The sequence below is a fragment of the Leifsonia sp. 10L418 genome (genome assembly GCF_056395445.1).
Map to the genome: position 1 here is coordinate 83,002 of NZ_JBFTJN010000010.1, position 25,439 is coordinate 108,440.

Below are 25,439 nucleotides of genomic sequence, written 5' to 3' on the forward strand. Positions count from 1 at the left end.
GCCTAGGCGGTAGCGGGACGCGGTGCCCGGTTGGGCTCGCGCTTGGGCTTGGCGTCTGCCGCCGCGCCGCTGGAAACTCCCCCGTCGACTGCTCCCGCATCGATGGGCGCCTTCGGCTCCGGCATGGCGATGGGCGGAACGTCGGAGACGGGACGCTTGTCGCTTGAGAGCCACTGCGGGCGCGGAGGAAGCTTGACGACGCCTTCGAAGATCGGGGCGAGTGCGACCTGGTCGAGCGTTTCGTGCTCGAGCAGTGCCTGCGCCAGCCGGTCGAGGATCTCCCGGTTCTGGTTCAGCACCAGGTAGGCCTCGTCGTGGGCGTTTTCGAGCAGCTCGCGCACCTCGGTGTCCACGCGCTCGGCGAGGCGCTCCGAATAGTCGCGCTGGTGACCCATGTCACGGCCGAGGAACATTTCGCCGGATGCCTGACCCAACTTGAGCGGGCCGACGGCCGCGCTCATGCCGAACTCGGTGACCATCTTGCGGGCCGTGGAGGTGGCCTTTTCGATGTCGTTCGAGGCACCGGTGGTCGGGTCGTGGAAGATGATTTCTTCGGCGACACGGCCGCCCATTGAGTAGGCGAGCTGGTCGAGGAGCTCATTGCGCGAAACCGAGTAGCGGTCTTCGAGGGGCATCACCATCGTGTATCCGAGGGCACGTCCACGCGGGAGGATCGTGATCTTGGTCACCGGGTCGGTGTTGTTCATCGCCGTGGCCACCAGGGCGTGACCGCCCTCGTGATAGGCGGTGATCAGCTTCTCCTTGTCGCGCATGATGCGGGTGCGGCGCTGCGGGCCGGCCATCACGCGGTCGACGGCCTCGTCGAGGGCCCGGTTGTCGATGAGCTGCGCGTTGGAGCGCGCGGTGAGCAGGGCTGCCTCGTTGAGCACGTTGGCCAGGTCGGCGCCGGTGAAGCCCGGCGTCTTGCGGGCGAGCACCTCGAGGTCGACGCCCTGAGCCATCGGCTTGCCCTTGGCGTGCACCTCAAGAATGTGCTTGCGGCCGAGCATGTCGGGGGCGTCGACGCCGATCTGGCGGTCGAAGCGTCCGGGGCGAAGAAGCGCGGGGTCGAGGATGTCCGGACGGTTCGTCGCGGCGATCAGGATGACGTTCGCCTTGACGTCGAAGCCGTCCATCTCAACGAGCAGCTGGTTCAGGGTCTGCTCACGCTCATCGTGACCGCCGCCCATTCCGGCGCCACGGTGGCGGCCGACGGCGTCGATCTCGTCGATGAAGATGATTGCCGGAGCGTTTTCTTTCGCCTGCTGGAACAGGTCACGCACACGACTGGCACCGACACCGACGAACATCTCAACGAAATCAGAACCGGAGATCGAGTAGAACGGCACGCCGGCCTCGCCGGCGACAGCGCGGGCGAGAAGCGTCTTGCCGGTTCCGGGAGGGCCGTACAGCAGCACGCCCTTCGGGATGCGGGCACCGACCGCCTGGAAACGGGCGGGGTCTTTCAAGAAGTCTTTGATCTCGTGAAGTTCTTCGATGGCCTCGTCGGCACCGGCGACATCCGCGAAGGTGACCTGCGGAGTCTCCTTGGTGACAAGTTTCGCCTTCGACTTGCCGAACTGCATGACCTTGTTTCCGCCGCCCTGCATGCCGGAGAGCATCAGCCAGAAGAACACGCCGATCAGCAGAACGGGAAGCAGGATGCCGAGCAGCGACAGGAACCAGTTGGCCTGCGGCACCTCGTCGGTGAAGCCGTCCTTCGGGTTCGCGCTGGTGACAGCCTCGACGACCTCCGTGCCTCGCGGCGCGACGTAGTAGAACTGCACCTGCTTGCCGAGGTCACCGTCTGGCTCAGCCAGGGTGAGGTCGACGCGCTGATCACCGTCGATGATCGTCGCCTCGCTCACCTTGCCGTCTTTCAGAAGCTCAAGACCCTGCTGGGTGGTGACTTCCTTGAATCCCGACATGGTGAGCAGGCTCGAGCCCACCCACACAGCGATGACTGCAAGCACGATGTAGAGGAGCGGGCCGCGAAGAAGCTTCTTGACGTTCATGGTGCTCACAGGCTACCGCCCCAGCACTGAACGAATGCCGCATGTTCGCCGTGAGGGGAACAGTTTCTAGAAAGTGTGGTGCGATGCGGCTAGGTTGCGGCTAAACGTTAGGAATAGACGTGCGCGAGGCGCAGCCTCGCGAAAGGCGGCAGCCCCGACTCAGGAAACCTATCGACCCGCGCCGCCGTTCTCGTAGACCTACGAGTAAACGTGAGGAGCAAGGATCCCCACCGAACGCAAGTTGCGGTACTTCTCCGCGTAGTCGAGGCCGTAGCCGACGACGAACTTGTTGGGGATGTCGAAGCCGACGTACTTGACGTCGATCTCCACAGTCGCCGCCTCGGGCTTGCGAAGCAGCGCGCAGACTTCGACGGATGCGGGGCCACGCGACTTGAGGTTCGCCAGCAGCCAGGACAGGGTGAGGCCTGAGTCGATGATGTCCTCGACGATCAGAACGTGGCGCCCCATGAGGTCGGTGTCGAGGTCCTTCAGGATGCGCACGACGCCGCTGGACGAGGTGCCGGAGCCGTAGGAGCTGACGGCCATCCAGTCCATGGTGATCGGCAGCGTGAGTTCGCGGGCCAGGTCGGCCATGACCATGACCGCGCCCTTCAGCACACCGACGAGCAGCACGTCTTTGCCGGCGTAGTCGGTTTCGATGCTGCGACACATCTCGGCCAGGCGAGCGCGAATCTGCTCCTGGTCGATCAGGATTTCAGTGAGGTCGCCATCAATGTCGCGAGGTTCCATGGGAACGAAAGAGTCCTTTGCTCGGTGGGGTGCCCGGTGCTGAAAAGACCAGCATTCCGTCCTGACGATTAACTCTAACGCCTGGCAGGTCGAGCGGTTTCTGCCCGTGCCAATCGGTCACGAGGCTGAGTACGGCGAGCGTGTGCACTCGTTCGAGCGACACGCCGAACTCACTTTCGACCATGTACCTGACAATGCGTTGGCGCAAGGCCGGCGGATTCGCCGCCAGCACCCCGACCGACACGGCAATGCCGGCTTCGGCCGGTTCGCAGATTTCCTCGATGATCTCGACCACCATCGCGTCGAGCGCGGCGGAGTCCTCTCGCAACTGATCGGCGGTGCGCGCGAGTGCCTCAGCGATCCCTGGGCCGAGCTCGGCCTCCAACGTCGGCAGCACCACGTTCCGCACCCGCACCCGGGCGTAGCGGGGGTCGAGATTGTGCGGGTCGTCCCACGGCGCGATTCCCGCGTCGACACAGAATTGTCGGGTCGTCGCACGACGGATGCCGAGCATCGGTCGAAGATACGGCCCGGCGATCGCGGCCATCCCCTGCAAACTGCCCGCGCCGGAGCCGCGCGCCAAGCCGAGTAGCACCGTTTCGGCCTGGTCGTCGAGGGTGTGGCCGAGCACGACGTGACTGGCGCCGGTCTCGGTGCGCGCCGCATCGAGCGCCGCATACCGGGCGGCACGGGCTGTGGCCTCTGGCCCGTCTCCCCCTCCGCCGTCAATGTGCACCCGGCGCACCAGAACCGGATCGAGTCCGAGTGCTTGCGCCTGCTGGGCAGCCGTGGCGGCGAACTCGGCCGAACCGGCCTGCAGACCGTGGTCGACGATCACCGCGCCCGCACGAAGACCGGCGCGCGGCGCTTCGAATGCCGTCGCCGCGGCCAACGCGAGCGAATCCGCTCCACCCGACAGCGCAACGAGCACGACCGGTGAATCAGTGGAATCCGGCCGATCCGCCAGTGCCGCGGCGAGCGACTCACGCACGGCTCGGCGCACGTCGGCGATGGCGGGGGTCAATCGCGGGCGGCGTTCAGAGTCCATCCAGTAACGTTATCCCCAGACTTCGACGGCCATTGCGGCATCCGGATGCATTCACTCGCGCGAGGCAGCCGGCCGTCGATCACGCAGATGTCCAATCGATGTGCTCATTCAGGCGCGTTGAACCATCAACGTAGAACCACGAAACGTTGATCCGAAACCTTGAATCAGAGGAGAACCGGCCATGGCCGAATACACCGCAGTCATTGAGATCCCCCGCGGAAGCCGCAACAAGTACGAGGTCGACCACGAGACCGGTCGCGTCTACCTCGACCGCGTGCTCTACACGGCATTCGTCTACCCGACCGACTACGGCTACTTCGAGAACACGCTCGGCCTCGACGGCGACCCCGTCGACGTGCTCGTGCTGCTCGACTACCCGCTGTTCCCGGGCGTGGGCGTCAAGGCTCGCCCGGTCGGCGTCTTCAACATGACCGACGATGGCGGCTCAGACGCCAAGGTCATCGCAGTTCCGGCCGGCGACCCGCGCTGGGACCACATCCAGGACGTCAACGACATCCCCGAGTACACCCGCAAGGAAATCGAGCACTTCTTCGAGCACTACAAGGACCTCGAGCCCGGCAAGTGGGTCAAGACCGAGGGTTGGGGCGACGCCGCTGAGGCCGACCAGATCATCCGCGACGGCATCGAGAAGCTGGCTGCCGAAGGCCACTAGCCTCCTGCACACGTGAAGAAGGCCCCCTGAATCTCGATCCAGGGGGCCTTCTTCAATTCAACGGATGTCGCGATCGGCTAGCCGGTCGGACGACCGACGTAGGCGGCGACGTCGTTCCAGCTCCAGATCGAGTGGATGCGCACGGGCTTGCCGACGTCAGGAGCCTCGAGGATCTGACCGCCGCCCATGTAGATCGCGACGTGATAGAAGTCGCCGGGGCGGTCTTCCCAGAAAACCAGGTCGCCGACTTGAGCCTGTGAGAACGGGACCAGTCGGTTCCGATTCATCATCGTGTAGTACTGATTCGTCGCCGAGTGGCTCCCGATGGAGACACCGGCCGCGCCGTAGGCCTTCATCGTCAGCCCGGAGCAGTCCCAGACATCCGGGCCCGCGCCGCCGAGCTGATACCGCTTGCCGAGCTGGTTGCGGGCGAAGGCGATCGCCGTCTCCACCGCGCTCGCGTTCGGGGGTGCGACGACCGGCGGACTCACCGGCGGAGTCACGGGCGGGTTCACCGGCGGGTTCGGGTTCACCGGCGGCGTGACCGGCGGATTGACCGGTGGATTCACGGGCGGGTTCGGGTTCGTCGGCGGGTTCGGGTTCGTCGGCGGGTTCGGGTTCGTCGGCGGGTTCGGGTTCGTCGGCGGGTTCGGGTTGGTGGGCGGCGGCCCCGGCTTGTTCTTCTCGGCCTCGGCCTGCGCATCCGCGGCCTTCTTGGCATCGAGCGCCGCACGGTACTCGCGCTCGGCCGATGCCGTCGTGTCGTTCAGCAGCGCGAGCTGCTCGAACAACTCGTTCGACTTCTTCTGCTCGGTTTCGTAGGCGGCGTTCGAGGCTTGCGAGGCTGCATTGGCCGTTTCGAACGTCGACTTGGATTCGCCAACGAGCCGGGTGCGCTCCGCGGTGGCCGCAGTCGCCTGCTCACCGAGCGACGTCGCCTCGTTCTTGTCTTGCATCGCCGTGCGGTAAATGGTCGCTGACTGCTCGCTGAGTTTGCTGGCGGTGCCGAGCTGCTGCAGCAGATCGTCGGCGGAGCTGCCGTTGAGAAACAACTTGACCGAGAGATCCTGCGCACCGGACTTCGCCAGGTGCGCGGCAATCAACCCGGCGCGCATCCGTGAGGTTTCCGCAGCGGCCTGCGCATCCTTTGCCTGTGTTTTCAGCGTCGCCTCACGCTCGGTCGCGGCGTCGAGCTTGTCCTGGGTCACTCGATAGGCCTCTGCGGCGATCAGCGACGTCTTGGTGGCAGCTTCAGCGGATGCCCGCAGCCCGTCGAGCAGTCCGGAGATCGCGTCGATCTGTGCGCGCTTCGCGGCCTCGTTCTGCTTGGCCTTCGCGACCTCATCCCAGCTCGGGTATCCGGGGTCGGCGATCGCCGCCGGGGCAGAGATGCCGACGGTTGCCGTGACGGCCCCAACGGCGACTGCCGCGAAGAGGGTGGCCGGTTTCACACGCGATAAAGGTCGAGTCTTGTTATTAGCCAAGGGGTGCTCCCATCGATGCCATGAACGGTTGGGCATCTTGACGTTGCCCGTTTATTCGTACTTCGAAGTGCAGGTGGCAGCCGGTCGAAGCGCCGGTCGTTCCCGAGCTCGCGATGTTCTGTCCGACACCAACCTGTTGGCCCACGCCAACAAACAGACCGCCGTCCCTGATGTGCGCGTAGCCCGTTGCAATACCGTTGCCGTGGTCGATCAAGATGAAGTTGCCGTAGGTGCCGTTCCGGCCCGCATAGGTGACGACGCCGTCGTGCGCTGCGTAGATCGGTGAATAGCAACCGGTTCCGAGGTCGGTGCCCGAGTGATAGCTGCTGCTGCAGCCGTCGCTGCCGCAGAGGACCGGGCGCGGTCCGAAGACGTCGGTGATGCGCCCGCTGGCCGGGACCGCCCAGCCCTGTGAGCTGATGTACCCGCCGCCGAGACCGGGGCCGGCGGAGCCGCTGCCACCGCCACCGCCGCTTCCGCCGCCTGCGGCCGCCGCGGCAGCGGCCGCTTCTGCAGCGAGCCGGGCACGCTCTGCCACGCCGGCCTCGTAGCCGGCGGCCGTTGTCGCCTGGGTGTCCTGCAGGAACTTGAGCTGCTGTTCGAGCTCGATCTTCTTCGATTGAGATTCGGCCAACGCGGCCTCTGCCGCGTCGGATGCCGCCTGCGCAGCGGCAAGTGCCGATTCTGCGGCAACGCGCAGCTTCTCCCGCTCTGATTCGGCAATGACAGCCTGGTCGCCGAGCGCTTGGGCAGTGTTCGTCGCGGTTTGGGCCTGCTCATAGACCTCGGAGCTGCGCTGCACGAGTTTGCTCATGCTGCCGAGCTTCGACAAAAGCTCCGTCGCCTCTTCGCCGGCGCCGGTTCCGTCGAGAAGCAGATTGACGCTGAGGTCGGTGCCGCCGCTGCGGTAGAGCTGAGCGGCGAGCTGGCCGGCTTGGCGAGTTGCAGTACTTGCAGTCGCTTTGCTTGAGTCGGCCTGCTCCTTCAGCGACGTGGCGCGCCGGGCGGCTTCATCGAACTTGTCTTGGGCGATCTGAAGCTCAGTGCTGCGCGCGAGCGCTTCGGCTTCGGTACGTTCGACCTCGGCCTGCAGCCCGACGAGGAGCGACTTGATCGATTGAACCTGCGCCTCACCGGCCGCGGTATTTGATTTGGCCTTCTCGAGGTCCTGCCAGCTGGGGTAGCTGGCAGCCTGAGCGCTGACCGATGGCGCAATCAAACTGAATGCGAGAACAAGCGATGTCGCTAGCCCGACCACCGACAGGATGCGTGCGCGTTTATTTCGCAACTTCGTGCTCAGTGCGGTCGGCATCCGGTACATAACTCCCCGTTCGGGCGTGTGATCTTCACTTCTGTCACTCGCGTCGTCAATTTTCACACTAACAACTCCAGGCAACTCTCGCCCAGCAAGAATCCCGAATCTATCTCGGAGGCGCCGAAAACCTTCGACCATTCGCCGAGGGTCGCTAAATCAAGGCATGCCGGCCGGAGACCGCCTCGAGGCGTCACGCGACACGCCAGGCGGTTTTCGATTTGGGCATTCGGCCGAACTCTGCGTATGCTTATGCGTCGGAAGTCATACACGTTATGACCTCTCGGCCCCATCGTTTAGCGGCCTAGGACGGCGCCCTTTCACGGCGTTAACACGGGTTCGAATCCCGTTGGGGTCACACAATTAAATACGCAGTATAGTAATATCAAGCAAGTGAACAAATAGCAGTAAATCTCGAGTTGTAAAACTAAATGTAGACTTGTCTACATCGAGGCCCTGTAGCGCAGTTGGTTAGCGTGCCGCCCTGTCACGGCGGAGGTCGCGGGTTCAAGTCCCGTCAGGGTCGCCAGGCTGAAAGCCCTTCTGAGAGGAAGGGCTTTTGCCTTAGAAAGCGGCTTCTCGAAGCAGTTTTCCGGCTCTGTAGCTCAGTTGGTAGAGCGTTCGACTGAAAATCGAAAGGTCACCGGATCGATGCCGGTCGGAGCCACTGAAATCCTCGTAAGGCTTCTACTTACGGGGATTTCTTTATTTAAGCGGGAGTTGCCGCCGGGCAACCAAGGGTTTTCTCGGTTTCAGCGGTCGATTCCCTCGGCCCGTCGCCGAGGCTGTGCCATTAATGTGCCATTAAGGCGGGCAGGGGTCCGCCGCTGTTCCGTTTCCGGTTGGGCGCCCTCGTCTTCTTTCAGCGCGTCGTTGAGGGCAGCTCCTGCACGAAGCGCGACGCCCTCCCGGGCACGCGAATAGCGCTCGGTTACCTGGAGGCTTGAGTGACCCAGGGTCGCCTGCACATCTGGAGCGCTGGCGCCGGCGTCGAACAGGATGGTCGCGAAGGTGTGGCGGAGGTCGTGGATCCGCAGGGTGGGTCGGCCGATCGCCGTCCGTAACTCGTCCCAGTCGGCGCCCCGGCGCGCATTGTAGTTCGTGAGCCGTCCGCCATCTGCGCCGTCGAAGAGCAGGTCGTTGGGCCGTTTGCCCCGCGCAGCCGCCTCGGCGTATGGGCGCAGCGCGTCGATCAGCGGGACCTCGCGTGACTTATGGCTCTTCGGCGACTGCTCGATCAGTTCGCCGCGCATGCCTGGACTAAGCGACCGGCTGACCCGGATGATGCCACGCTCGAAATCGACATCGCCGACCCGCAGCGCTGTGGCCTCCCCCGCCCTCATCCCGGTGTAGACGAGAGCGGCGAGGTAGCGACGGTAGACGCCGTCGGGCACGAGTTCGAGCAGCTCGCGAATTTGGTCGAGGGTGAGCGCGCGCGAGACCGGCGAGATTGACTCGCGCATGCTCGGCCGCTTGACCTCGCGCGCCGGGTCGTAGTCGATGAACCGGGAACGCCGGGCGCCGTCCAGCACAGCACGGCGAGTGCATCGTTCTTGGCGGATGCCCCGCCCGACCACGCGACCATCGCCGACTCGATCATCGGCGAAGTGATGTCCTCGAGCCGCTGGCGGCCAAGTGCCGGCTTTATACGGAGTCGCCAGGCGACGCCGTAGCTGCGCGCGGTAGCGGGCCGCACCGATGACTCGATCGCCGGCCAGTACTTCTCGTGCCACTGCTCGAGCGTCATCGAGCCGTTCGGGTTGCGGCCGGCGACCAGCTTCGCGAGCTCGCGCTTGGCTTCGGCCAACGTCAGGAACGTGCGCGATCGTTCTGCGACGCCACCCTCGACGCTCGGGCCGACGACGCGGATCTGGTACCGCTGCCGGTCGGCGCGCCAGCGAATGCCTTCTGGGAGCGGGCGTCCCGTGCGCGGATCAACCCTCGTCGGGGAATCCCGGCTGGGCCCCCCGGCCATCAGCTTTCCGTCCCACCCCGCGCTAGCACATCGTCGATCGTGTCGGCGCTCCACAGCAAGTGCTTGCCCATGTGCGCGTCGGGCTCAGGAATCAGCCCGTCGTGACGAAGCTTGTCGAAAGTCGAGACTGGAACGCGGCACCGCGCGGCCGCCTCGACACGACTCAGGTACTCGACCCTCAGCGCAGCGTCGACCGTAATGCACTCCTTCGGCTGACATGCCTACGGTGCTGGCATCTAGTGCACGCCGGCACACGCGCGGCTATTTGCAATTACCTGAGAATATCACCGTTGCGCGGCTTTTGGCAAGAACCTGAGATGTTTGGCTAGACTCGGCGCATGGATCTTTCCACGCCGCGCCCTGGCGACCAGTCGTACGACGGCCTGCTGGTCGCAAGCGACCTGCCCGACGGGTGGTATCTGCCCAGCCGATTCCCCGGTGAGCGTGACGATGACGCGAGCGAGCAGATCGATCTCGTGCTCGGGTATAACGACGGCGTTGCCACCGACTCGCGACACGAGACGCAGCGCGCCTCCGACGAGAACGAGACGATCGACGGGCGCTGGCGCTATCTCGAGCACGAGGCCACGCACACTCGAGTGATGATCCGCCTGCAGCGTCAGCTCTTCGCCGTGCCGGAGGAGGTCCGCATCACCGGCGTGATTTACCTACCCTGGCGCCCAGGCGACCCGATCACGAGTCAGCTTCTCCGCGAGTTGCCGACGGCCCGCATCGAGGCGGCGATCAACAAGCGCCTGTTTGCGATGAAGCGTACCGAGACGATCACGGGCGGAAAGATCCTCCTCCCCTCAGGACGCAAGATCAGCGAGCGCGACCTGCTCAAGCCGCTGGGCGATCCGAAGAAGGTCGCGGACTTCTACGAACTAGTCGCCCTCCAGCACAGCCGCCTCACCCAGCGGGGTGACGCCAACCCGAGCGCGACAATGGCAGAGGTCAACGGAATAGCACTCTCGACCGCACAGGGGTGGGTGACGAAGGCGCGGGAGCGCGGGCTGCTGCCGCCCGGGCGGCGGGGACGGGCTGGGTAGCAGCACGACGAGACGCGATCGGGCCGCTCGAGCGGTGGCGGCTCCGACGTGGGCGATGATACGTACCGAGCGCCTTCAGCACCTGCGCACCTCGCCGGTAGGCCGACCCCCGAGAACGGTAGGCGGCTACGACAGTCGCCCTCCTAAGACGAGGTAACCGCTGATATTACGCATCCACCGGGCGAGGTGGTTGAAGCCGAAAATTTTCCCGCCTGCCCGCATGCGGCCCGGCCCCACCGACCGGGCTGAAAGACTCGTCGCGGGCAACATCGAACCGATCGTCGAGCGTTGCCTGGTCATGTGACGGGGCCGCACACGCCCACGGGAAGCCGCGCTAGACGTCACTGCCTTCGCCGACCCGTATGCTGTCGGCATGAGAGTGCAAGGCGAACGAGCGCAGGTGCTCATCACCGTCAAGGCGACGCCTCAGCCGTCGACAAACTACGGCGACACCTCGTGCATCGCTGGCATCCGCGTCGATGGCATTCAACCGTCTTGGATCCGGCTCTACCCGATGGCCTTCCGATGGCTTGATGGGGACTCACAGTTCAAAAAATATGACGTCATCGAACTCGAGGTACGCCGCAGGGATCCCGACACACGCAAGGAGAGCTATTCGCCCACCCAGAACTCCTGGAGAGTCGTCCAGAAGCTTCCACCATGGAGAGCCATCCACGAAGTCGTCGGACAACTTGAGCCCACGACAACGTGCGACCTCAGCCGAGCTGCATCCGCCGACGGTGCCGCGCACTCGTTAGGGCTCATTTACCCGGCAGATGTCGATCGCCTTGAGTTCGAGCCTCACCCAAAATGGACGCCAGATCAGCTGGCAAAGATGAAGGCGCGCATCGAGAAAGAATCGTCCGCTCTCATTCCAATGAGCGGCTCGATCCCCGCCATCCTGAAGGAGCCGGCGTTCAAAGTCCGATATCGATACCGTTGCGAGGCGTTGAGATGCCCCGGACACCAGGGACGCATTTTGGACTGGGAATTGACCTCACTGCAGAACCGCCTCCGCCATCGCGGTGATGACGTGAAAGCTGGAGTCACCGAAAAGTTCCTTGACCAGATGTTCGCCTCAGAACGCCGCTCGGGTTTCTACATGGGAAACTTCGAGCTCGCTGCGCGCCGAGGGAAATTCAGCGTCTTGGGTGTCTATTGGCCGAGAGCAGAGGATACGGTCGCTCCGCAGCCAACGCTCTTCTAGGACGCAATCAAGGCGCGCTCGAGCAGCATCCGCACTTGCTCGAGCACTTGCTCACGGTGGCAATGCCGCTCGTCCTGCTCATAGCAGAACAGGACCACTTCACCCGATCGAGCGAGTTCAGCGACCTCTTGAAGGGCTGACGCTGCGGTCTCGGACCGCAGCTCCTGCCGAAAGCGATCGCGCACCTCACGCGCGAGGTCCGTTGTCAGTTCGCCGTATCCGGCACGGTTGTCCCGCTGATTTCCGAGCGCCGGCATGTGGATATATGCGATGTCGGCAGCCTCGAGCGCCTCACGCAGAGCACGCTTCGAAAACCCACGCTTTCGGGAGATCGCGTTGAGACGAACGTCGACCAGAGCCCCCACCCCTCGGATGCGTAGCCGCGAGATGAAATCGTCCAGCGCCAATCCTTCGTAGCCAATTCCCGTGATGCTCATTTGTCGTTCCTTCCGTCGACGCAGCCGATGCGCTGCCACCCGGCACCGCGAACTGCAGTACAGAGCATCGCGCCGCGCGGCGAAACGTCGGCCACACGCCACGCACGTCCGATTTGGCGCACGTCGAGCGCGAAGCTCTTCGGCGACCAAGGCAGAGAGCGTTGTCAGCTCACCCAACGATAGGCGTCCGACGTTCTGCATGTAACGCATAATAGCTGTTACACGCCGGCACGATCGCTCAGCGGCCCGGCGAGGTGCGCGACGAGCCGCCGAATACTTGCCCTTCTCGTCTGACGAGATCGCTCGCATCACGCGCGGCCTGCGCGATCTACCTGTATCGCTGTGCGTCTCAGGAAGCTCGGCGAAGCCTCTACGGGGCACGCGCGCGGGTTGCGATAGAGCACTGGTTGCTCCCTCAGTCGCCACCATCATCACGGCGGAGAAAATGGCGAAGATGGTGAAGACCGGAGCCTCCCGCCAGGACAGGCTCGGTTCGCTCACTCAGCGAGCCGCGGAGCGTACGCGTCGGTCCCGATTGTTGCCGCAAACTCGCGTGCCCACGCGAAGTCTTGGACAGTCGAAACGATGTGACGTGACGCCATGAAGACGTGCGCCGTGTTCTCGCTAAGGGCCATCTCGGATGTCACCTCGACCGGCGAAACGGTGTTATTCAACCTACGCACCCCGCTGCCCTGCCATTCGCCCTCGTCCGGGTACGCGAACATAATGACATCGGGCGCGAGTGGGTACGCCAAATACGTACCTGCAGGGAATAGGGCACCTCTCACCCACATTCGATTGTCGTTGGTCCGAAACGTGACCGGATTATCGGAGGTAACCAACGGGGTAGAGGAAGGGTTCAGCGCCAATACCCACGTCGACGTTGTGATCCGTAGCGCGAGGCCGTCAACCACAACCTCGTCCCAAAGAAGATCGAGATGGCGTTCTCGCGCCTCCGCGTCGGTTGTTTCTACCGCTTGGTCGGCGCCGACGGTGAGTTTCATGAGCAATTCGCGAGTGTCGGCGGTGCGAAAGGCTTGGAGCGCCAGGAAAAGGCCCATCGTGTCACGGTCATCGTCTGAGATATCAAGAGGGTCGCCGGGTGCAGAGACTCGAGCTTGCGCTAGCCAATGATTGATGATTACGGCAGCGTCGTGCTCTAAGGCGCTGAACTGACGTTCCATGGTCAGGGGGTCGTGTCCTGCGGAGTGGAGACCGTCGTGGAAGTAGAACCGCGATTCAGCTGCGATCGACCCCGGCTTAGCAATGAACACCCGGTCGAGCGCCCGGTCCCACACCCAAAGCTTGCCGTTTTCATCAGCGAATCGTCGCAAATAGAACTGGGGCACAAAGTGATGCAACTTCGGTGAACTCATACAGCGAGTCTGCCGAGGTAATGTGTCATTCCGAGGCGCCCCTCCGCGAGCCGGCATCCCCTTCTTTTTCGCCTTCCCCTATTCCCCCTGAATGGACGTATGCTACCGTAGGTAGTTGCAAGAACCTGAGCCAGCTCGGAGGGCGGCAATGAAGGGTGGCGTAATCCTGTTTCGGGGCACCGGGGCCGACGCGCGCCGCTACCTCGAGTCGGATCGATCACGCGCTGACGAGTACTACCTCGAAGGCGGGACATCCATCGCCGAGTTCTCCGTCGTCGACGGCGACGGCGCGGTGATCGGCGAAGGGGCGCTCACCCCAGACGAGTACGCGCAGTGGGTCAACTGGATCAACCCACTCACCACCGAGTCGATGGGCAAGCCGAGGCTACCGGGAGACGGACGGCAGGGATCGCCGCGCTTCGCTGAGATGGTCGTGAACGCACCGAAGTCGCTGTCGATCGCCGCGGCCCTGCACCCCGAGGTGTCCGTCGCACTCGACGCCGCGCAAGGCGACGCAGTCGCCGCAATCCGCGCCTGGCTCGGCCAACATTCCGTCACCCGCGTCGGACCGCGCGAGCAGCAGCGAGTCGTGCCGGTCGAACAGTTGGAGACGATCGCCGTCTCGCACAAAACCTCCCGGGCCGGAGACCCGCACCGGCACATGCACTTCCAGATCGGGACGCGTGTGTGGGCAGCCGACGCATGGCGTGGCCTCGACACCGCGGCGCTGTTCAGGCAGCAAGGCGCAATCCGTTCGCTGGGCACGGCAGTGATTGCCGCGCATCCGCATCTCGCGGCGGTCCTCGACGCCCACGGCCTCACCTTTGATCCCGTGACCGGAGAAGTCGCGGAGCTGCAGCCCTTCAACGCCGTGATGAGCAAGCGAGCTGAGCAGGTCGCGCGTAACCTCACGCACTTCGAGAAGGAGCGGCGCACTGCGCATCCCGACCAGCAGCCTGGCCCGTCTGCGATGTCGCGCCTAGTCGCCATGTCCTGGGATCACGAGCGGCCGCACAAGCGACCGACCGCGCTCGGCAACGAGGCGGCATGGCGAGCCGAGCTCGAGGACCTCGGCTACCGCTCAGATGTCGCCCGAGCGCCGGTGCGCACGTCCGTTTCGCTTGAGGATGTGAGTGTTCGGGATGTCGCATCGCGCGCTCTCGACCGCTGCGCGGCTGCCGCGTCGACGTGGACGGTGCACGACATTCAGGAGCACGTCACACACATCATCACGGAGACCGGCCTGCGCGCTGCCCACGAACCGCTGCGAGAGCTCGTTATGCTCACGACGCGGTTGGCCACCCAGGATTGCCTGTCGGTCCTACCGCCCGAGAGCGCGCATCCCGAGCACGTCGCGCACCTCACGAGCCTGCACGTCATCGCCTCCGAGACCCGGCTGCGCGACCTACTCACGGCACGGGCTGCCTATGCGGGCGGTCGCCTCGCACCAGACGTGATGCATGTCGCGCGCCGCCACCGGCTCGACCCAGCGCAAGCGCGGGCAGCCACCGCAGTGGCATCCAGCGATCCGCTTGTGGTCGTGGAAGGCGCTGCAGGCGCGGGCAAGACGATGATGCTTGCCGGCGCGATCGAGGCCGCCGCTGCGCACGGCCGGGCAACTCGAGTCATAACGCCGACGAAGAAGGCGGCCGACGTTGCGCATCAGGAACTGGGTGTTGTGACCGACAGTGTCGCGAAGCTCGTCCACGAGCACGGCTGGCGCTGGAATCGCGACGGAGTCTGGACGCGACTCTCGATCGGGGAGACCGACCCCGAAACCGGCGCACGCTACACGGGCCCGACGACGGCCGCGCGACTCGTGCGCGGCGAGCGGATTGTGGTCGATGAAGCTGGCATGCTCGACCAGGACACAGCACTCGCGCTCCTCGCCGTCGCGGACGAGTACGGCGCCACCGTCGCCCTGGTCGGCGACCGCGCACAGCTCGCCGCGATCGGCCGCGGCGGCATACTCGACATGGCCGCCCAATTCCTCCCCCGCGAGCTCAACCTGACTACCGTGCACCGCTTCACCGACCCCGCGTACGCCGCACTCACGGTTCAGATGCGGCACGGGGTCCATCCGGAGGCTGTGTTCGATCGCCTTCACACACTTCGTCCTGCATGAGAGCACGGATGCCCCGCAGGAGGCGCTCGCGCGTGAGTGGTCCGACGGAGACGGCATCACCGTGGCAACCAACGACGAAGCGCGCGAACTGAGCGCTTGCATCCGAGACGAGAGGCTACTCGCCGGCCAAGTTGACGACTGCCGCACCGCGACCGGTCGCGACGGTCTCAGCATCGGACGCGGGGATGTGATCCAGACGCGGCAGAATGACTCCGAAATTCGCGTAGTGAACCGGCAGACCTGGCTCGTGCAAAGCGTGGGCGACGACGGCGCGGTGTGGGCAAAGGAACGCGCCTCGAGTCGGCGACAACGCGCTGTGCGACTGCCGACGGACTACGTCGCTGAGCACACCCATCTAGCGTACGCGTCGACCGCCTACGGGATGCAGGGCGCCACCGTGCGCGAGTCCCACACGGTCCTCGGCGACCGCATGGATGCTGCGGGCATCTACGTGGGCATGACACGCGGACGTAACTCCAACCGCCTGCACGTCGTCGCACCTGACTTCGATGATGCACGGGAGCAGTTCGTCTTCGCGACGGAATGCGACCGCGCCGATCGCGGGCTCGCCAAGGCCACAGCGTCCGCGCAGGAGTCCATGCGCGGACTCGCGACCGGCACGGAGAAGTGGCGTCGCGGAACTCGTCAGCTGAACGGGACGAGCTTCAGCTTGGCCTCTTCAACGCGTAACACGCCGGAAGTCGGCCTGAGCCGATGAGGTGCAAGTTCCCTGACCTGGCTCTTGTGGCCTTCGCCCGCTTAGCCCCCAAAGAGGGGCTGTGCACACTGACCCGAATGGCAAAAAGCTAATCCGCGAGTCCAGTACTCATAGAGCCAGACATGAGATGGAATAGAAAAGCGGCTCGAGATGAGGCCTCTGTCCGCGCATGGTGGAAGGGCTGAAAAGTACGCGACGTCTTGATGGCACCCGGTCGCAGATGGGGGTTCCACTGTCACCAAAAAGGGGACCGTCACCCGTCTTGCCAGATGCGGAGACGATCACGTACGATGGCAGAAGAGAAATTGGGGTTTCGGGAGTCTTCTGGCTTTCGGAATCGCGGTACTGATTGAACCAACGCACGCCCTCCAACTCGTCAACATGAGGTTGTTGGGCCAGGCTAGGACCTTCGGGTGTCCATGCTTCACGGCATGGAAGGCGATCAGTGAAGTTGTTGGCTATTTCCTCGTCGCTCTCTGAATTTCAGAGGGCAGCATTTATTCGGCGCGAGGAGCCTTGGCTATGCCCAATTCATCGAAACAGCACTCTGCAGACGATCGGCAACAGCCGAACGCTCCCCTTTTTGGGACGGATGCGACTTATTCGACGAATGCTGGGCCCATTGCTCCTCCAGCCTCAGAACCTCAGGGCGCGGCTGGAGAGACATCGTCTCTCCAGCCCGACTCCCTCCGTTCCATGGACCTTCTCTTGGATGGACTTCGGGCGTTGGCTTGGAAGGGAAGCCCGCCGGCCGCAGCTGGCGTCTATTCGCGCATGAAGCGGATTGATCCGACCTTCTCCTACACGGATGACGGGTTCAACTCCTTCCGACAGCTTCTGGAGGAAGCGGAGCTGCGGCGGCTAGTTGTCGTCGACAGGACACCAGGGTCGAGCGACGTGACAGTGCGCGGTGTCAACTCGTCGGTTACAAGTGAGGCGGGTCCGGCGAAGCCCCGAAGCACCAGCATTCAGATCAACGTCGACCTGTGGCAAGCGCTTCTAGATTGGGATCCCGGCGCACACTACGTCTTCAATCGAGTCAGTGGGAAGACGACGAAAGGCACCACGGCCGACACTGCCGATTACGTCGTCGTCCCGTCCATCACGAAAGACGAGCAGCTTGGGTGGATGCGAGCATTCGCCGAAGCCCAAGATTCCCATGACACCCGCCAGGCCCTCCTGAGCGCACTCGACGAGGATGTCCCCGTCAGAGGTTTTTCCCATGCCGTTCGCGACCTCGAGGCTGCGGGCCGGCGATGGAAGCGTTACCTGAAAAAGCGTGTCCTCGACCGGGCCACGACGTGGGCGGATACCCAAGGTATCCCGCTATCAGCCATCGAAAGTGTCAAAGTACCGACGAAGGCTGAAGCTCTCTCCTCGCTAGAACCGTCCACCGCGCCACAGGCGGCAGACGACGGCGTCCTGAAGGCTCGGGTGCTCGACATCCTAGCCTCGATGCCGCTGAGTGAGTTGTTGCGTCTTCCGATCCCGGTCGAGTACGCGCTCAAGCAGTGAAGTTGGCGGCGGGTGCGCAGCTGCTTTCGCTTGTCACAGACGCAACGCTCGTCAGCAGCGCTGTTCACAATCTGACGCGCTCCAACCCGCATCCGATCGGTGCAGGCATCAAGGCAAAGAAGGCTTACGCAACCGACGTTGGGAAGTTTGCCCTGCCCCAAGCGGGCACGGGAATGCAGCGGCTCAAAGAACTTGGTGTGCGGCAAATCGCAGGTCTCACCGAGGAAGAGTCTCGGGCGGTCTGGTGCTCTCTCCTCCAAACGCCCAAACTAACACTCGTGGTTCCGATACCGAGCGGAGACGAGTGGGCGTCCAACGGGAAGCTCGTCCCTCGGGAGCGACTCCGCCAGCTGACCCTCGTCTCGGTCTTCCGGCACGACGATGAATTTCTCGAGGCCGGCGTTGTGTACCATGCCCCCTTCGCAGGGGTCGCGACATTGACGTTGGCTCTTGCTGAAACAGGCGGAAGCTCGCCCGACGCATGGTTGACAACGACCTGGCACGACTCGACTCGTTCTCTCCAGGGCGCGCTTGAGCCGGTATTTGGTTCCATCGGAATGGCTCACAAGGCGTCCGGGACCTCCGTCGCGATCATTTTCAACACCGACGAGATCGATCTCGCGGACGCCGGTTGGGAAAAGAGAGTCAAGCTGTCGGCAGCCGTGGCCGGTGTTGAAGCCAACATTTTTGGCTTGACTTCGGACCAAGACACGAATTTCCTCGAAAAGACGCTATCGACCCACATGCCCAACCACCTGCTCTTCGTCGGCACGAGCTGCCCCCTGAACGACGTACGCGACAACTTTGGGGCGACGCATGGTTTCGACCGAGTTGGCACCCTGGTCGGAGAGACACCCGACGACGTCCTTCAATCTCTTCGCGAGCGATTCGCCGCCATCGTGGGCTTATCGCCGTCGCTGCAAATCCAGCTGCCACGAGACACAAGACCGAAGCGCAAAGCCGGAAGCCTTCCATTCCCCTTTCAGGCCGAGCCGACCGAGTGCTTGCACCTCCAAGACGGCCACCGGTATCTTCGCGACCCGGGGACGGGGCTCTACTGGACGCGCGATACGGCCGGGCATTCGGAGATTCCTTTCAAGACCTACCGTAAGACGGCTACGCAATTGCTATTCGAGGCCGATCGAGACTTTGAAGGTAACCGGGTAACGGCCAAGCATAAGGGCGCAGTTCTCGCCACGATCGGCCTCGCATCGCTGAGTCCTTGCTCGCATCCTGTCGCGCATAAGGCTTCGTGACGGAGCTTCGCAAAGCAACTAAGCACACGCGACGTCTGCCGGAAAAGTAGCAATGCCCGCGTGGGAATATTTCGTCCCGACGCGTAAAGGAGAAGACGCATGCTCGTTTTCGAGACTGGGATCGCAGGCGGGTCACCCTTCCGAGACCATCCGCGCCTTGAGGACGAGGCCGAGCTCCTGCCAGGGACGGCACCAATTTAGTTTTGCAGTGCCAGCCGCAAGCGCGGTGCGGCAGCTGGCCCACACCTCACGCGAGCCGCCCACGGTGTCAGTCAGGTGCACAGAGATGTCACTCTCGACCAGAAGCTCGACCTCGTCGACTCCGTCGCCACGCGCTCCTGAAGGAAGGCCCACTTCGAGCCGAGCACATAGTCGCCAGCGCCGCTCGAGTGGGGCTGGCGAGCCAGTCGTGGGCCATTAAGGGGCCATTAATGGCCCAAAAAGCAACTGAAACGAACTGCGATCATTCAGAATGATTCCTGATCAGCGCGATATCGCCTCCAGAGATACAGTACGAGAACACCCTCAGGCTCACTGAAAATCGGAAGGTCACCGGATCGATGCCGGTCGGAGCCACTTGGCCATCTGCGGGCTTCTACCGCGGGTGGCCTTTTTTCATTTAAGCCGACTCGAATCAGGCGTGACTTTTCCGCCCACCCCAGCCGATGCAGCGCTCGAGGCCGTCGCCGAATCCAGCCCTCATTCACGTCGATGACCATGGGCCCACATCACGCCCCCCGATTGGGGCACAGCGCCCCGCGCGCGATTCACGCTAATGTCAGCCTGTGTCTAGCTGAGAATTTGTCAGCTATTCATCGTCGGTGGATCGGTCCCCTAGGCCGTGAGCCCGATGCAACCTGAAACATAACCTGTACACCCGAATTGCAGGGAATGGCTAGTGAAAACATCGACAATGTGTCGACGATTCTGTCGACCCAATAGACCCGAATCCATCAGGACCAGCGCGTCAGCGCCTCCGCAGCGACACCCCCAGGGGAACCGCGCTGTGTGGGGGGTGAGCGCCGGATGACTGACCCGAAGCCACGCGATCAGGCCTCATCGAGCGCGGCGAGCGCACCCCCGCCGGTTCTTCGCCTGATCCCGACGCCACCTCCGGCACCGGCGGTGTTCTTTCCCCCTGTCGACGCCCTCTCGGCAGGGCTGGTCTGGGCGAAGCGCTATCGCGCACGTCTCCAGTTCACCGACATCAGCATCATCATGATCGCCGTCAGCCTCGCGTTGATGCTGCGCTTCGGCGGCGCGAGCACCGTGACCCCGAGTTCACTTCACGTCGAGTACTGGTCGATCTCGGTGCTTATCATTGCCGCGTGGATTGTCGCCCTCGGCGCCTTTCACACCCGCGATTCCCGGGTGATCGGCGTCGGAGCTGCCGAGTACCGCCAGGTGATGAATGCGAGCGCGCTCGCCTTCGGGCTGCTGGCCATCGGTTTCCTGGTCTTCCAGGTCGAGATCGCACGCGGCTACTTCATGCTTGCGCTTCCGCTCGGCATGGTCGGATTGCTGCTCGATCGGTGGCTCTGGCGCAAATGGCTGCTTCGCCAGAGACGCTTCGGGCACTACCTGGCCCGCGCCATCGTCGTGGGTAACCGCGAGGACGTCGAATACGTTGTCGGTCAGATCGATGACAAATCCGGTGCCGCCTATTACGTCGTCGGCGTGGCCCTCGAATCGGATCAGCCAGAGACCATCACCGTGGGAGGCCATTGCGTTCCCATCGTGTCCGATTTTGAACATGTGGCGGCCGCAGCCGCGACACTGGGCGTGGACACCGTCGTCGTCGCGGGCCAACCGCAAGGCGGAAGCCAATTCATCCGCAATCTCGGCTGGGACCTCGAATCCACGTCGGCCGAACTCGTACTCTCCAGCCGGTTGACCGACATCGCCGGACCACGCATCCATTTTCGGCCGGTTGAGGGACTTCCCCTCATCCATGTCGAAATCCCCCATTTCGACGGCGCCAAGCACGCGTTGAAACGCTTCGTCGATGTCGTGCTGTCCGCGACAGCCCTCCTCATGTTTGCGCCTTTGCTGCTCCTCATCGCGCTGCTGATCAAACTCGACAGCCCCGGCCCTGTGCTCTTCCGGCAGGAGCGATGCGGACGCGGCGGTCGCACCTTCCGCATTCTGAAGTTCCGGTCGATGGTGGCCACTGCCGAAGACGACCTGGCCGGCCTTCTCGACCAGAACGAGGCTTCCGGCGTTCTCTTCAAACTGCGCAACGATCCCCGGGTGACGCGGGTCGGCCGGGTGCTCCGCAAGTACTCCCTCGATGAACTTCCGCAGATCTGGAACATCCTCGTCGGCCAGATGAGTGTGGTCGGTCCGCGACCGCCGCTGCCGGCCGAGGTGCTGTCCTACGAGACCCATGTGCATCGCCGCCTCTACATCAAGCCCGGGCTGACCGGAATGTGGCAGGTGAATGGTCGTTCGAACCTGAGCTGGGAAGACAGCGTCAGGCTCGACCTCTACTACGTCGAGAACTGGTCGCTTGCCGGCGACTTGATGATCATCTGGCGCACTGTCAAGACAGTCATTCGTCCCGTTGGCGCCTACTGACCGGTGCCGAAGGCATCCTGAATCGAATTGTACGAGGAGTGAACGTGTCACGTGTTGGATATGCCGGCGGGGCCTTCGACCTGTTCCATGTCGGCCACCTGAACATTCTCAAGCATGCGAAAAGCCAGTGCGACCACCTCATCGCCGGCGTCGTCTCCGACGAAATGCTCCTGCAGACGAAAGGCCGCGGACCGGTGGTCCCCCTCGGGGAACGCTTGGAGATCGTGCGACATATCTCGTTCGTCGATGAGGCAGTGGAAGAGCGGCTCCCGAACAAGCTCGACACCTGGCGCGAGGTGCGTTTCGACGTCTATTTCAAAGGCGACGACTGGAAGGGCACCGAGCGCGGTCGGAAGCTCGAGCGCGAATTCGCCGCGGTCGGTGTCGAAGTCGTCTACTTCCCGTACACCATGGAGACATCGAGCACGACCCTCCGGCGCGCCCTGGACTCGCTCGACACCCTCGGTTCCGCCACACTCCTCCGTCGCCGGGGCTTTCCTCCACGGCTCGCGAGGTCGACACCCCGGCACGGTCAGGCCTGACCAACACTCGCTTTCATTGCGCGCACCGTTTCGATTCGTTGGCCGAGTTTTCGATTGACGATGAGCTGTTCCGATCGGGGCAACCGCATCGTCGACGCTCGAAACGCCCGTGCGAAGTCGGCAAGCGAACGCTCGAAATCCGCCGGAGTGATGTCTGGGCTGAAGCCGAGCGTGGTCAGCCTTCTGAATGAATGGCCAAGAACCGACTGGCTGAGGTCGGCGAACGCCGACGCAACGTCAGGGTCGGTCCACGACGCATGTCTCCACGCCAGCGAGGCAGTGACCTGCCCCGGATGCACGCGGTACAGCAGAGTCGGACGCGGCAGGCGCCGTATCCCCACACCGGCTGCAGCCAGACGCAGCCACAGGTCATAGTCCTCCGCCGGCACCGGCCGATATCCGCCCACTCGTGTCAGCGCGTCGCGTCGCGCGAACATGGTGGGGTGTGAAACCGGATTTGTCAGCAACAGGTGAAATGGAAAAGCCCGCGCGCTAATCGCCAGCGGAGCCGCAAGACCAATTCGGCGGGCATCCGGTCGCCAATTGAGAACCGTCGTGAAGTTGACCTCGGCCGCCGGAGATATCGCGCGTCGCTGATAGTGAAATCTTCCCCGCAGTGTGACGTCATCGGCATCCATGCGTGCGACAAATTCGCTGTCGGTGTGTTCAAGCAGCAGGTTCAACGCGGTCGCGACCCCCACCGACTGAGGTGCGGTGATCACGCGCACCACCCGGGAATCGTAGGACTGCACGAGCGAGAGAGTGGCGTCAGTGCTTCCGTCGTTGAAAACCACGATTTCGGAATCGGTGGGCAGCGCCCTCAGCGTGGAGCCGAGGGCCCTCGCGATCGTCAGCTCACCGTTCTTCACGGGAACGATCACGCTCAACCGTGGCATGGAGGAACACCTCCGCCGAGGCCACTCTGTCGGCTCATCTCACAGCCCGCGACCATGCCGGTTGACCGCCGACACCAGAGGGCCCGCCGGCACCAGACCTGTTGCAATCGCCCACGCCGCGTAGGCCCTCAATTGAGATCGATCATGTCCGATCGTTCGCCTGGCCCACTGCTTCGCCTCCGGCCGTCGCCCGAGCGCCGCCATCGCAAACGCGATTTGGCCTTCGATCCGCGCTGACCCGATTGCGCTCTGGGTGAATTCGGGATGTTTGTTCAGCAGGTAGGTGAGACCGTCGACGATCCCTTCCCACTTGCCGTCGAAGAATGACGTGCGGTTCCAATGCACAACGACCAGGGGCTCCGGCACTGCCCGGATGAGCCCGACGCGCGACGCCCGCAAGAGGAAGTCGTAGTCTTCCCCGTAGGAAGCGGGCAACTCCTCGTCGACCAGACCGATCGGGCCGGTCACGTCTGATCTCCGGAACAGAAATGACGACGGGTGAAGCTCCGTCAGCCGGGATCTGATCAAGTCGGCGAACTCGGTGCGTTCCGGCGGAATCCGGTCCACGAGTCGACCTGACGTGGCGATCCGGATGCCCGTCGCGATGAGAACCGCGTCGGGATGCTCCCTCCACAGGGCGATCTGACGAGCAAGTTTCGATGGCAACCATTCGTCGTCATCGTCGCAGAAAGCGACAAGCTCACCGTCGGAGGCGAGGATTCCGGTGTTCCGGCCGCCGGCCAGGCCAGGTGAACGAGTGTTCGCCACGGTTCGCAACCGTCGCCGCAGGAGCGGAACCTCGACGTCGTCGAGCGGATCGATTTCGATGCGGTCAGAGACCACGGTCACATCGATCGCACCGGCATAGTCCTGGCCGAGCACTGCTCGTACTGCCGTGCGAAGCATCTGGGGCCTGCCTCGAGTCGCAATCACGACACTGACGCGAGGCATCCGCTCGCCCTGCTGCTCTGCCACCCTGTCCCCCGCCTCCTGCGCGTCGAAAAGTCGACACGTGTGACAACCGTGGTTCGACAACCGTGGCGTTAGTGTAGCCGACGAACTGAGGACCGCTCAGCTTGAGTTTCGGGCGCTCGATCCGATCCGGGACGCATAGTGAGCGCTGCGGCGATCATCGCCAGCGACAGGCCCGTCGCCATGATTCCGTAGTAGGCCGACTCCACGATGACGACGAGTAAGACCGTGTTGCATGCTACCTGCACCGGATCCCGTGCCCGAAACGATGCGCAGAAAGCCCAGACCAACCACCCCATGAAGAGAATCACCGCCGGAAATCCGTGCGAGAACATGACCATCCACACTTGACCCTGGGTGCCGGCCGCCGGAATATACGGCGACGCCGACGGCCGAGGTGCTCCGTAACCGAACAGGGGCGAATCCAGAGTGCGCGTGAACGTCTCGACATAGAGACTCGCCCGGTCCTGCGTCGACGAACTCATCTCGACGCGGTCGGTCAGCCGCTGCTCGATCGGAAGCACCGCGAAGGCCACCGCCACCAGCATCACCAACCCGGCCACCATGAGAATCGCTTTGAGGCTGCCCCGGGCAATTGCCCGCACGCTGACGTAGACGACGGCGAGCCCGAGCCCGATGAACATCCCCCGGTTCAAGGTCAGAAATGCCGGAACGAATGACACCGGGATGGCGAGGAGTAACCACCAGAACCGTCGTTCCCTCCGCACGAGAACCAGGTAGGCGACCACGATCGGCGTCAGCATCGAGTACGCATTGCCCCAGCCGTTGGTATAGAGAAACGGCGCGCTCGGTCGCGGGTCGAGTTTGAGCCAACCCGTCGGATTGTATTGAGAGACGCGGCGCACCACCATTTCCTGCACCAACTCGTTCGAGCTGATCGTCGGCGAGAAGAGGAGGCCGAACGGCGTGTGCACGGTGAACAGCGGAACGAGCACTCCCAGATACCCGCCGGCGACGACAATCAGCCAGAACACCGTCAACACCCCCGCGACATAGCGCACGGTCAATCTCGATCTGGCGTTGTAGACGTAGATAAACACCACGGTGACGGTGAGATAGAGCAGCGCCCGGTAGAGAAAGCCGAGTAGACGCCCGCCGGTATCGATCCCGACTACCGAGCAGGCCATCCAGACCAGAAAGAGCAGCCAGATCCCGAAACCACGAGGCACTTCGACATGCCCGTGGCGCGCCAGATAGAAAACCATCACCGCGGCCAACGCGATCCAGACTGCTTCGCCCGGACCCAGCAGCCACCAGAGCGGGAAGAGCACGAACATCGCAGTGAACGGCCAGCGGGGAAGCTGATCGACTCGCCCGGTACCGCCCAAGCGCGCGGAAAGTTCGGACTCAGACGCTCGAACAGCGCTCCGACCTGCGAATCCGTCTCGCACGCTTGTGGCCACCTCCTGCGGACGAACACCGCCCTCTGGCACCGATTTTGCTTCTCGAGGAGATTAGTATATGGAGCTACACCCCGGAGGGAGTCAATTC

Annotated in this window: 21 protein-coding genes and 3 tRNA genes; 12 read left to right on the forward strand and 12 right to left on the reverse strand. The window is 63.6% G+C overall.

What is annotated here, in order from left to right:
• Positions 1-2: 2 nt before the first annotated feature.
• The 3 genes from ftsH to tilS form a co-directional block, all read right to left on the reverse strand.
• Positions 3-2,015, reverse strand: a complete 2,013-nt coding sequence (gene ftsH, locus AC1DCF_RS17620) for an ATP-dependent zinc metalloprotease FtsH (protein WP_477212110.1) — start codon at positions 2,013-2,015, stop codon at positions 3-5.
• 198 nt (positions 2,016-2,213) lie between these two features.
• Entirely contained in the window at positions 2,214-2,765 is a 552-nt protein-coding gene (gene hpt, locus AC1DCF_RS17625) for a hypoxanthine phosphoribosyltransferase (protein ID WP_477212111.1), read from the reverse strand.
• Positions 2,746-3,813, reverse strand: coding sequence for a tRNA lysidine(34) synthetase TilS (tilS, locus tag AC1DCF_RS17630; RefSeq protein ID WP_477212112.1), 1,068 nt, complete (start codon positions 3,811-3,813; stop codon positions 2,746-2,748). Before tilS ends, hpt begins: the two co-directional genes overlap by 20 nt.
• A gap of 181 nt (positions 3,814-3,994) precedes the next feature.
• Between tilS and ppa the strand changes: the two genes are divergently transcribed.
• Positions 3,995-4,486, forward strand: coding sequence for an inorganic diphosphatase (ppa, locus tag AC1DCF_RS17635; RefSeq protein WP_477212113.1), 492 nt, complete (start codon positions 3,995-3,997; stop codon positions 4,484-4,486).
• Positions 4,487-4,563: 77 nt separating this feature from the next.
• Here the strand turns inward: ppa and AC1DCF_RS17640 are convergent, their stop codons facing one another.
• Positions 4,564-5,937, reverse strand: coding sequence for a C40 family peptidase (locus AC1DCF_RS17640; protein WP_477212114.1), 1,374 nt, complete (start codon positions 5,935-5,937; stop codon positions 4,564-4,566).
• 25 nt (positions 5,938-5,962) lie between these two features.
• A complete protein-coding gene (locus tag AC1DCF_RS17645) occupies positions 5,963-7,282 on the reverse strand; it encodes a peptidoglycan DD-metalloendopeptidase family protein (protein WP_477212115.1) in 1,320 nt (439 codons plus the stop codon).
• 285 nt (positions 7,283-7,567) lie between these two features.
• On the opposite strand from AC1DCF_RS17645, the gene AC1DCF_RS17650 reads away from it, so the two are divergent.
• The 3 genes from AC1DCF_RS17650 to AC1DCF_RS17660 all read left to right on the forward strand — a co-directional run bounded on the left by AC1DCF_RS17650 (position 7,568) and on the right by AC1DCF_RS17660 (position 7,949).
• Positions 7,568-7,640 (forward strand) — tRNA-Glu (locus AC1DCF_RS17650).
• 94 nt (positions 7,641-7,734) lie between these two features.
• Positions 7,735-7,811, forward strand: a tRNA-Asp gene (locus AC1DCF_RS17655).
• A gap of 65 nt (positions 7,812-7,876) precedes the next feature.
• A tRNA-Phe gene (locus AC1DCF_RS17660) sits at positions 7,877-7,949 on the forward strand.
• A gap of 85 nt (positions 7,950-8,034) precedes the next feature.
• Here the strand turns inward: AC1DCF_RS17660 and AC1DCF_RS17665 are convergent.
• Positions 8,035-8,733 carry a tyrosine-type recombinase/integrase gene (locus tag AC1DCF_RS17665; RefSeq protein ID WP_477212153.1) on the reverse strand — a complete coding sequence of 233 codons (699 nt, stop codon included), beginning with the start codon at positions 8,731-8,733 and terminating at the stop codon, positions 8,035-8,037.
• Positions 8,622-9,257 (reverse strand): tyrosine-type recombinase/integrase, encoded by a 636-nt coding sequence (locus AC1DCF_RS17670; RefSeq protein ID WP_477212116.1) that lies wholly within the window; start codon positions 9,255-9,257, stop codon positions 8,622-8,624. Before AC1DCF_RS17670 ends, AC1DCF_RS17665 begins: the two co-directional genes overlap by 112 nt.
• Before the next feature lie 338 nt (positions 9,258-9,595).
• Between AC1DCF_RS17670 and AC1DCF_RS17675 the strand changes: the two genes are divergently transcribed.
• Together AC1DCF_RS17675 and AC1DCF_RS17680 are read left to right on the forward strand one after the other, a co-directional pair.
• On the forward strand, positions 9,596-10,306 hold the full coding sequence (locus tag AC1DCF_RS17675) for a hypothetical protein (RefSeq protein ID WP_477212117.1): 711 nt from the start codon (positions 9,596-9,598) through the stop codon (positions 10,304-10,306).
• Between the two features lie 400 nt (positions 10,307-10,706).
• Positions 10,707-11,513 carry a hypothetical protein gene (locus AC1DCF_RS17680; RefSeq protein ID WP_477212118.1) on the forward strand — a complete coding sequence of 269 codons (807 nt, stop codon included), beginning with the start codon at positions 10,707-10,709 and terminating at the stop codon, positions 11,511-11,513.
• Here the strand turns inward: AC1DCF_RS17680 and AC1DCF_RS17685 are convergent.
• On the reverse strand, positions 11,510-12,151 hold the full coding sequence (locus tag AC1DCF_RS17685; RefSeq protein ID WP_477212119.1) for a DUF488 family protein, N3 subclade: 642 nt from the start codon (positions 12,149-12,151) through the stop codon (positions 11,510-11,512). The two genes, AC1DCF_RS17680 and AC1DCF_RS17685, sit on opposite strands and share 4 nt — an antisense overlap.
• Before the next feature lie 296 nt (positions 12,152-12,447).
• On the reverse strand, positions 12,448-13,326 hold the full coding sequence (locus tag AC1DCF_RS17690; protein ID WP_477212120.1) for a DUF4238 domain-containing protein: 879 nt from the start codon (positions 13,324-13,326) through the stop codon (positions 12,448-12,450).
• 148 nt (positions 13,327-13,474) lie between these two features.
• On the opposite strand from AC1DCF_RS17690, the gene mobF reads away from it, so the two are divergent.
• The 6 genes from mobF (at position 13,475) to AC1DCF_RS17720 (ending at position 22,059) form a co-directional block, all read left to right on the forward strand.
• Positions 13,475-15,451: a MobF family relaxase gene (mobF, locus tag AC1DCF_RS17695; protein ID WP_477212121.1), complete on the forward strand. Its 1,977-nt coding sequence runs from the start codon at positions 13,475-13,477 to the stop codon at positions 15,449-15,451.
• Positions 15,452-15,512: 61 nt separating this feature from the next.
• The gene (locus AC1DCF_RS17700; RefSeq protein ID WP_477212122.1) at positions 15,513-16,169 is read left to right on the forward strand and encodes a hypothetical protein; all 657 of its coding nucleotides are present in this window, start codon (positions 15,513-15,515) and stop codon (positions 16,167-16,169) included.
• A 696-nt stretch (positions 16,170-16,865) separates the two neighbouring features.
• Positions 16,866-17,684, forward strand: a complete 819-nt coding sequence (locus AC1DCF_RS17705) for a UPF0158 family protein (protein ID WP_477212123.1) — start codon at positions 16,866-16,868, stop codon at positions 17,682-17,684.
• Complete coding sequence (locus tag AC1DCF_RS17710; protein WP_477212124.1) at positions 17,681-18,940, forward strand: hypothetical protein; 1,260 nt, start codon at positions 17,681-17,683, stop codon at positions 18,938-18,940. Before AC1DCF_RS17705 ends, AC1DCF_RS17710 begins: the two co-directional genes overlap by 4 nt.
• Before the next feature lie 1,026 nt (positions 18,941-19,966).
• A complete protein-coding gene (locus tag AC1DCF_RS17715; protein ID WP_477212125.1) occupies positions 19,967-21,517 on the forward strand; it encodes a sugar transferase in 1,551 nt (516 codons plus the stop codon).
• A gap of 44 nt (positions 21,518-21,561) precedes the next feature.
• Positions 21,562-22,059 carry an FAD synthase family protein gene (locus tag AC1DCF_RS17720; RefSeq protein ID WP_477212126.1) on the forward strand — a complete coding sequence of 166 codons (498 nt, stop codon included), beginning with the start codon at positions 21,562-21,564 and terminating at the stop codon, positions 22,057-22,059.
• Here the strand turns inward: AC1DCF_RS17720 and AC1DCF_RS17725 are convergent.
• From AC1DCF_RS17725 to AC1DCF_RS17735, 3 genes are all read right to left on the reverse strand, one after another.
• The gene (locus tag AC1DCF_RS17725; protein WP_477212127.1) at positions 22,050-22,955 is read right to left on the reverse strand and encodes a glycosyltransferase family 2 protein; all 906 of its coding nucleotides are present in this window, start codon (positions 22,953-22,955) and stop codon (positions 22,050-22,052) included. The two genes, AC1DCF_RS17720 and AC1DCF_RS17725, sit on opposite strands and share 10 nt — an antisense overlap.
• A gap of 39 nt (positions 22,956-22,994) precedes the next feature.
• Positions 22,995-23,906, reverse strand: coding sequence for a glycosyltransferase family 2 protein (locus AC1DCF_RS17730; protein WP_477212154.1), 912 nt, complete (start codon positions 23,904-23,906; stop codon positions 22,995-22,997).
• A gap of 92 nt (positions 23,907-23,998) precedes the next feature.
• Positions 23,999-25,225 (reverse strand): O-antigen ligase family protein, encoded by a 1,227-nt coding sequence (locus AC1DCF_RS17735; protein ID WP_477212128.1) that lies wholly within the window; start codon positions 25,223-25,225, stop codon positions 23,999-24,001.
• Between the last annotated feature and the right edge of the window lie 214 nt (positions 25,226-25,439).

Excerpts from the sequence above, each read along its gene's own strand:
- ftsH (WP_477212110.1), bottom strand. The coding sequence starts at position 2,015 with ATGAACGTCAAGAAGCTTCTTCGCGGCCCGCTCCTCTACATCGTGCTT.
- hpt (WP_477212111.1), bottom strand. The coding sequence starts at position 2,765 with ATGGAACCTCGCGACATTGATGGCGACCTCACTGAAATCCTGATCGAC.
- tilS (WP_477212112.1), bottom strand. The coding sequence starts at position 3,813 with ATGGACTCTGAACGCCGCCCGCGATTGACCCCCGCCATCGCCGACGTG.
- ppa (WP_477212113.1), top strand. The coding sequence starts at position 3,995 with ATGGCCGAATACACCGCAGTCATTGAGATCCCCCGCGGAAGCCGCAAC.
- AC1DCF_RS17645 (WP_477212115.1), bottom strand. The coding sequence starts at position 7,282 with ATGCCGACCGCACTGAGCACGAAGTTGCGAAATAAACGCGCACGCATC.
- AC1DCF_RS17670 (WP_477212116.1), bottom strand. The coding sequence starts at position 9,257 with ATGGCCGGGGGGCCCAGCCGGGATTCCCCGACGAGGGTTGATCCGCGC.
- AC1DCF_RS17675 (WP_477212117.1), top strand. The coding sequence starts at position 9,596 with ATGGATCTTTCCACGCCGCGCCCTGGCGACCAGTCGTACGACGGCCTG.
- AC1DCF_RS17685 (WP_477212119.1), bottom strand. The coding sequence starts at position 12,151 with ATGCAGAACGTCGGACGCCTATCGTTGGGTGAGCTGACAACGCTCTCT.
- AC1DCF_RS17690 (WP_477212120.1), bottom strand. The coding sequence starts at position 13,326 with ATGAGTTCACCGAAGTTGCATCACTTTGTGCCCCAGTTCTATTTGCGA.
- mobF (WP_477212121.1), top strand. The coding sequence starts at position 13,475 with ATGAAGGGTGGCGTAATCCTGTTTCGGGGCACCGGGGCCGACGCGCGC.
- AC1DCF_RS17705 (WP_477212123.1), top strand. The coding sequence starts at position 16,866 with ATGGACCTTCTCTTGGATGGACTTCGGGCGTTGGCTTGGAAGGGAAGC.
- AC1DCF_RS17715 (WP_477212125.1), top strand. The coding sequence starts at position 19,967 with ATGACTGACCCGAAGCCACGCGATCAGGCCTCATCGAGCGCGGCGAGC.
- AC1DCF_RS17725 (WP_477212127.1), bottom strand. The coding sequence starts at position 22,955 with ATGCCACGGTTGAGCGTGATCGTTCCCGTGAAGAACGGTGAGCTGACG.
- AC1DCF_RS17730 (WP_477212154.1), bottom strand. The coding sequence starts at position 23,906 with ATGCCTCGCGTCAGTGTCGTGATTGCGACTCGAGGCAGGCCCCAGATG.
- AC1DCF_RS17735 (WP_477212128.1), bottom strand. The coding sequence starts at position 25,225 with ATGTTCGTGCTCTTCCCGCTCTGGTGGCTGCTGGGTCCGGGCGAAGCA.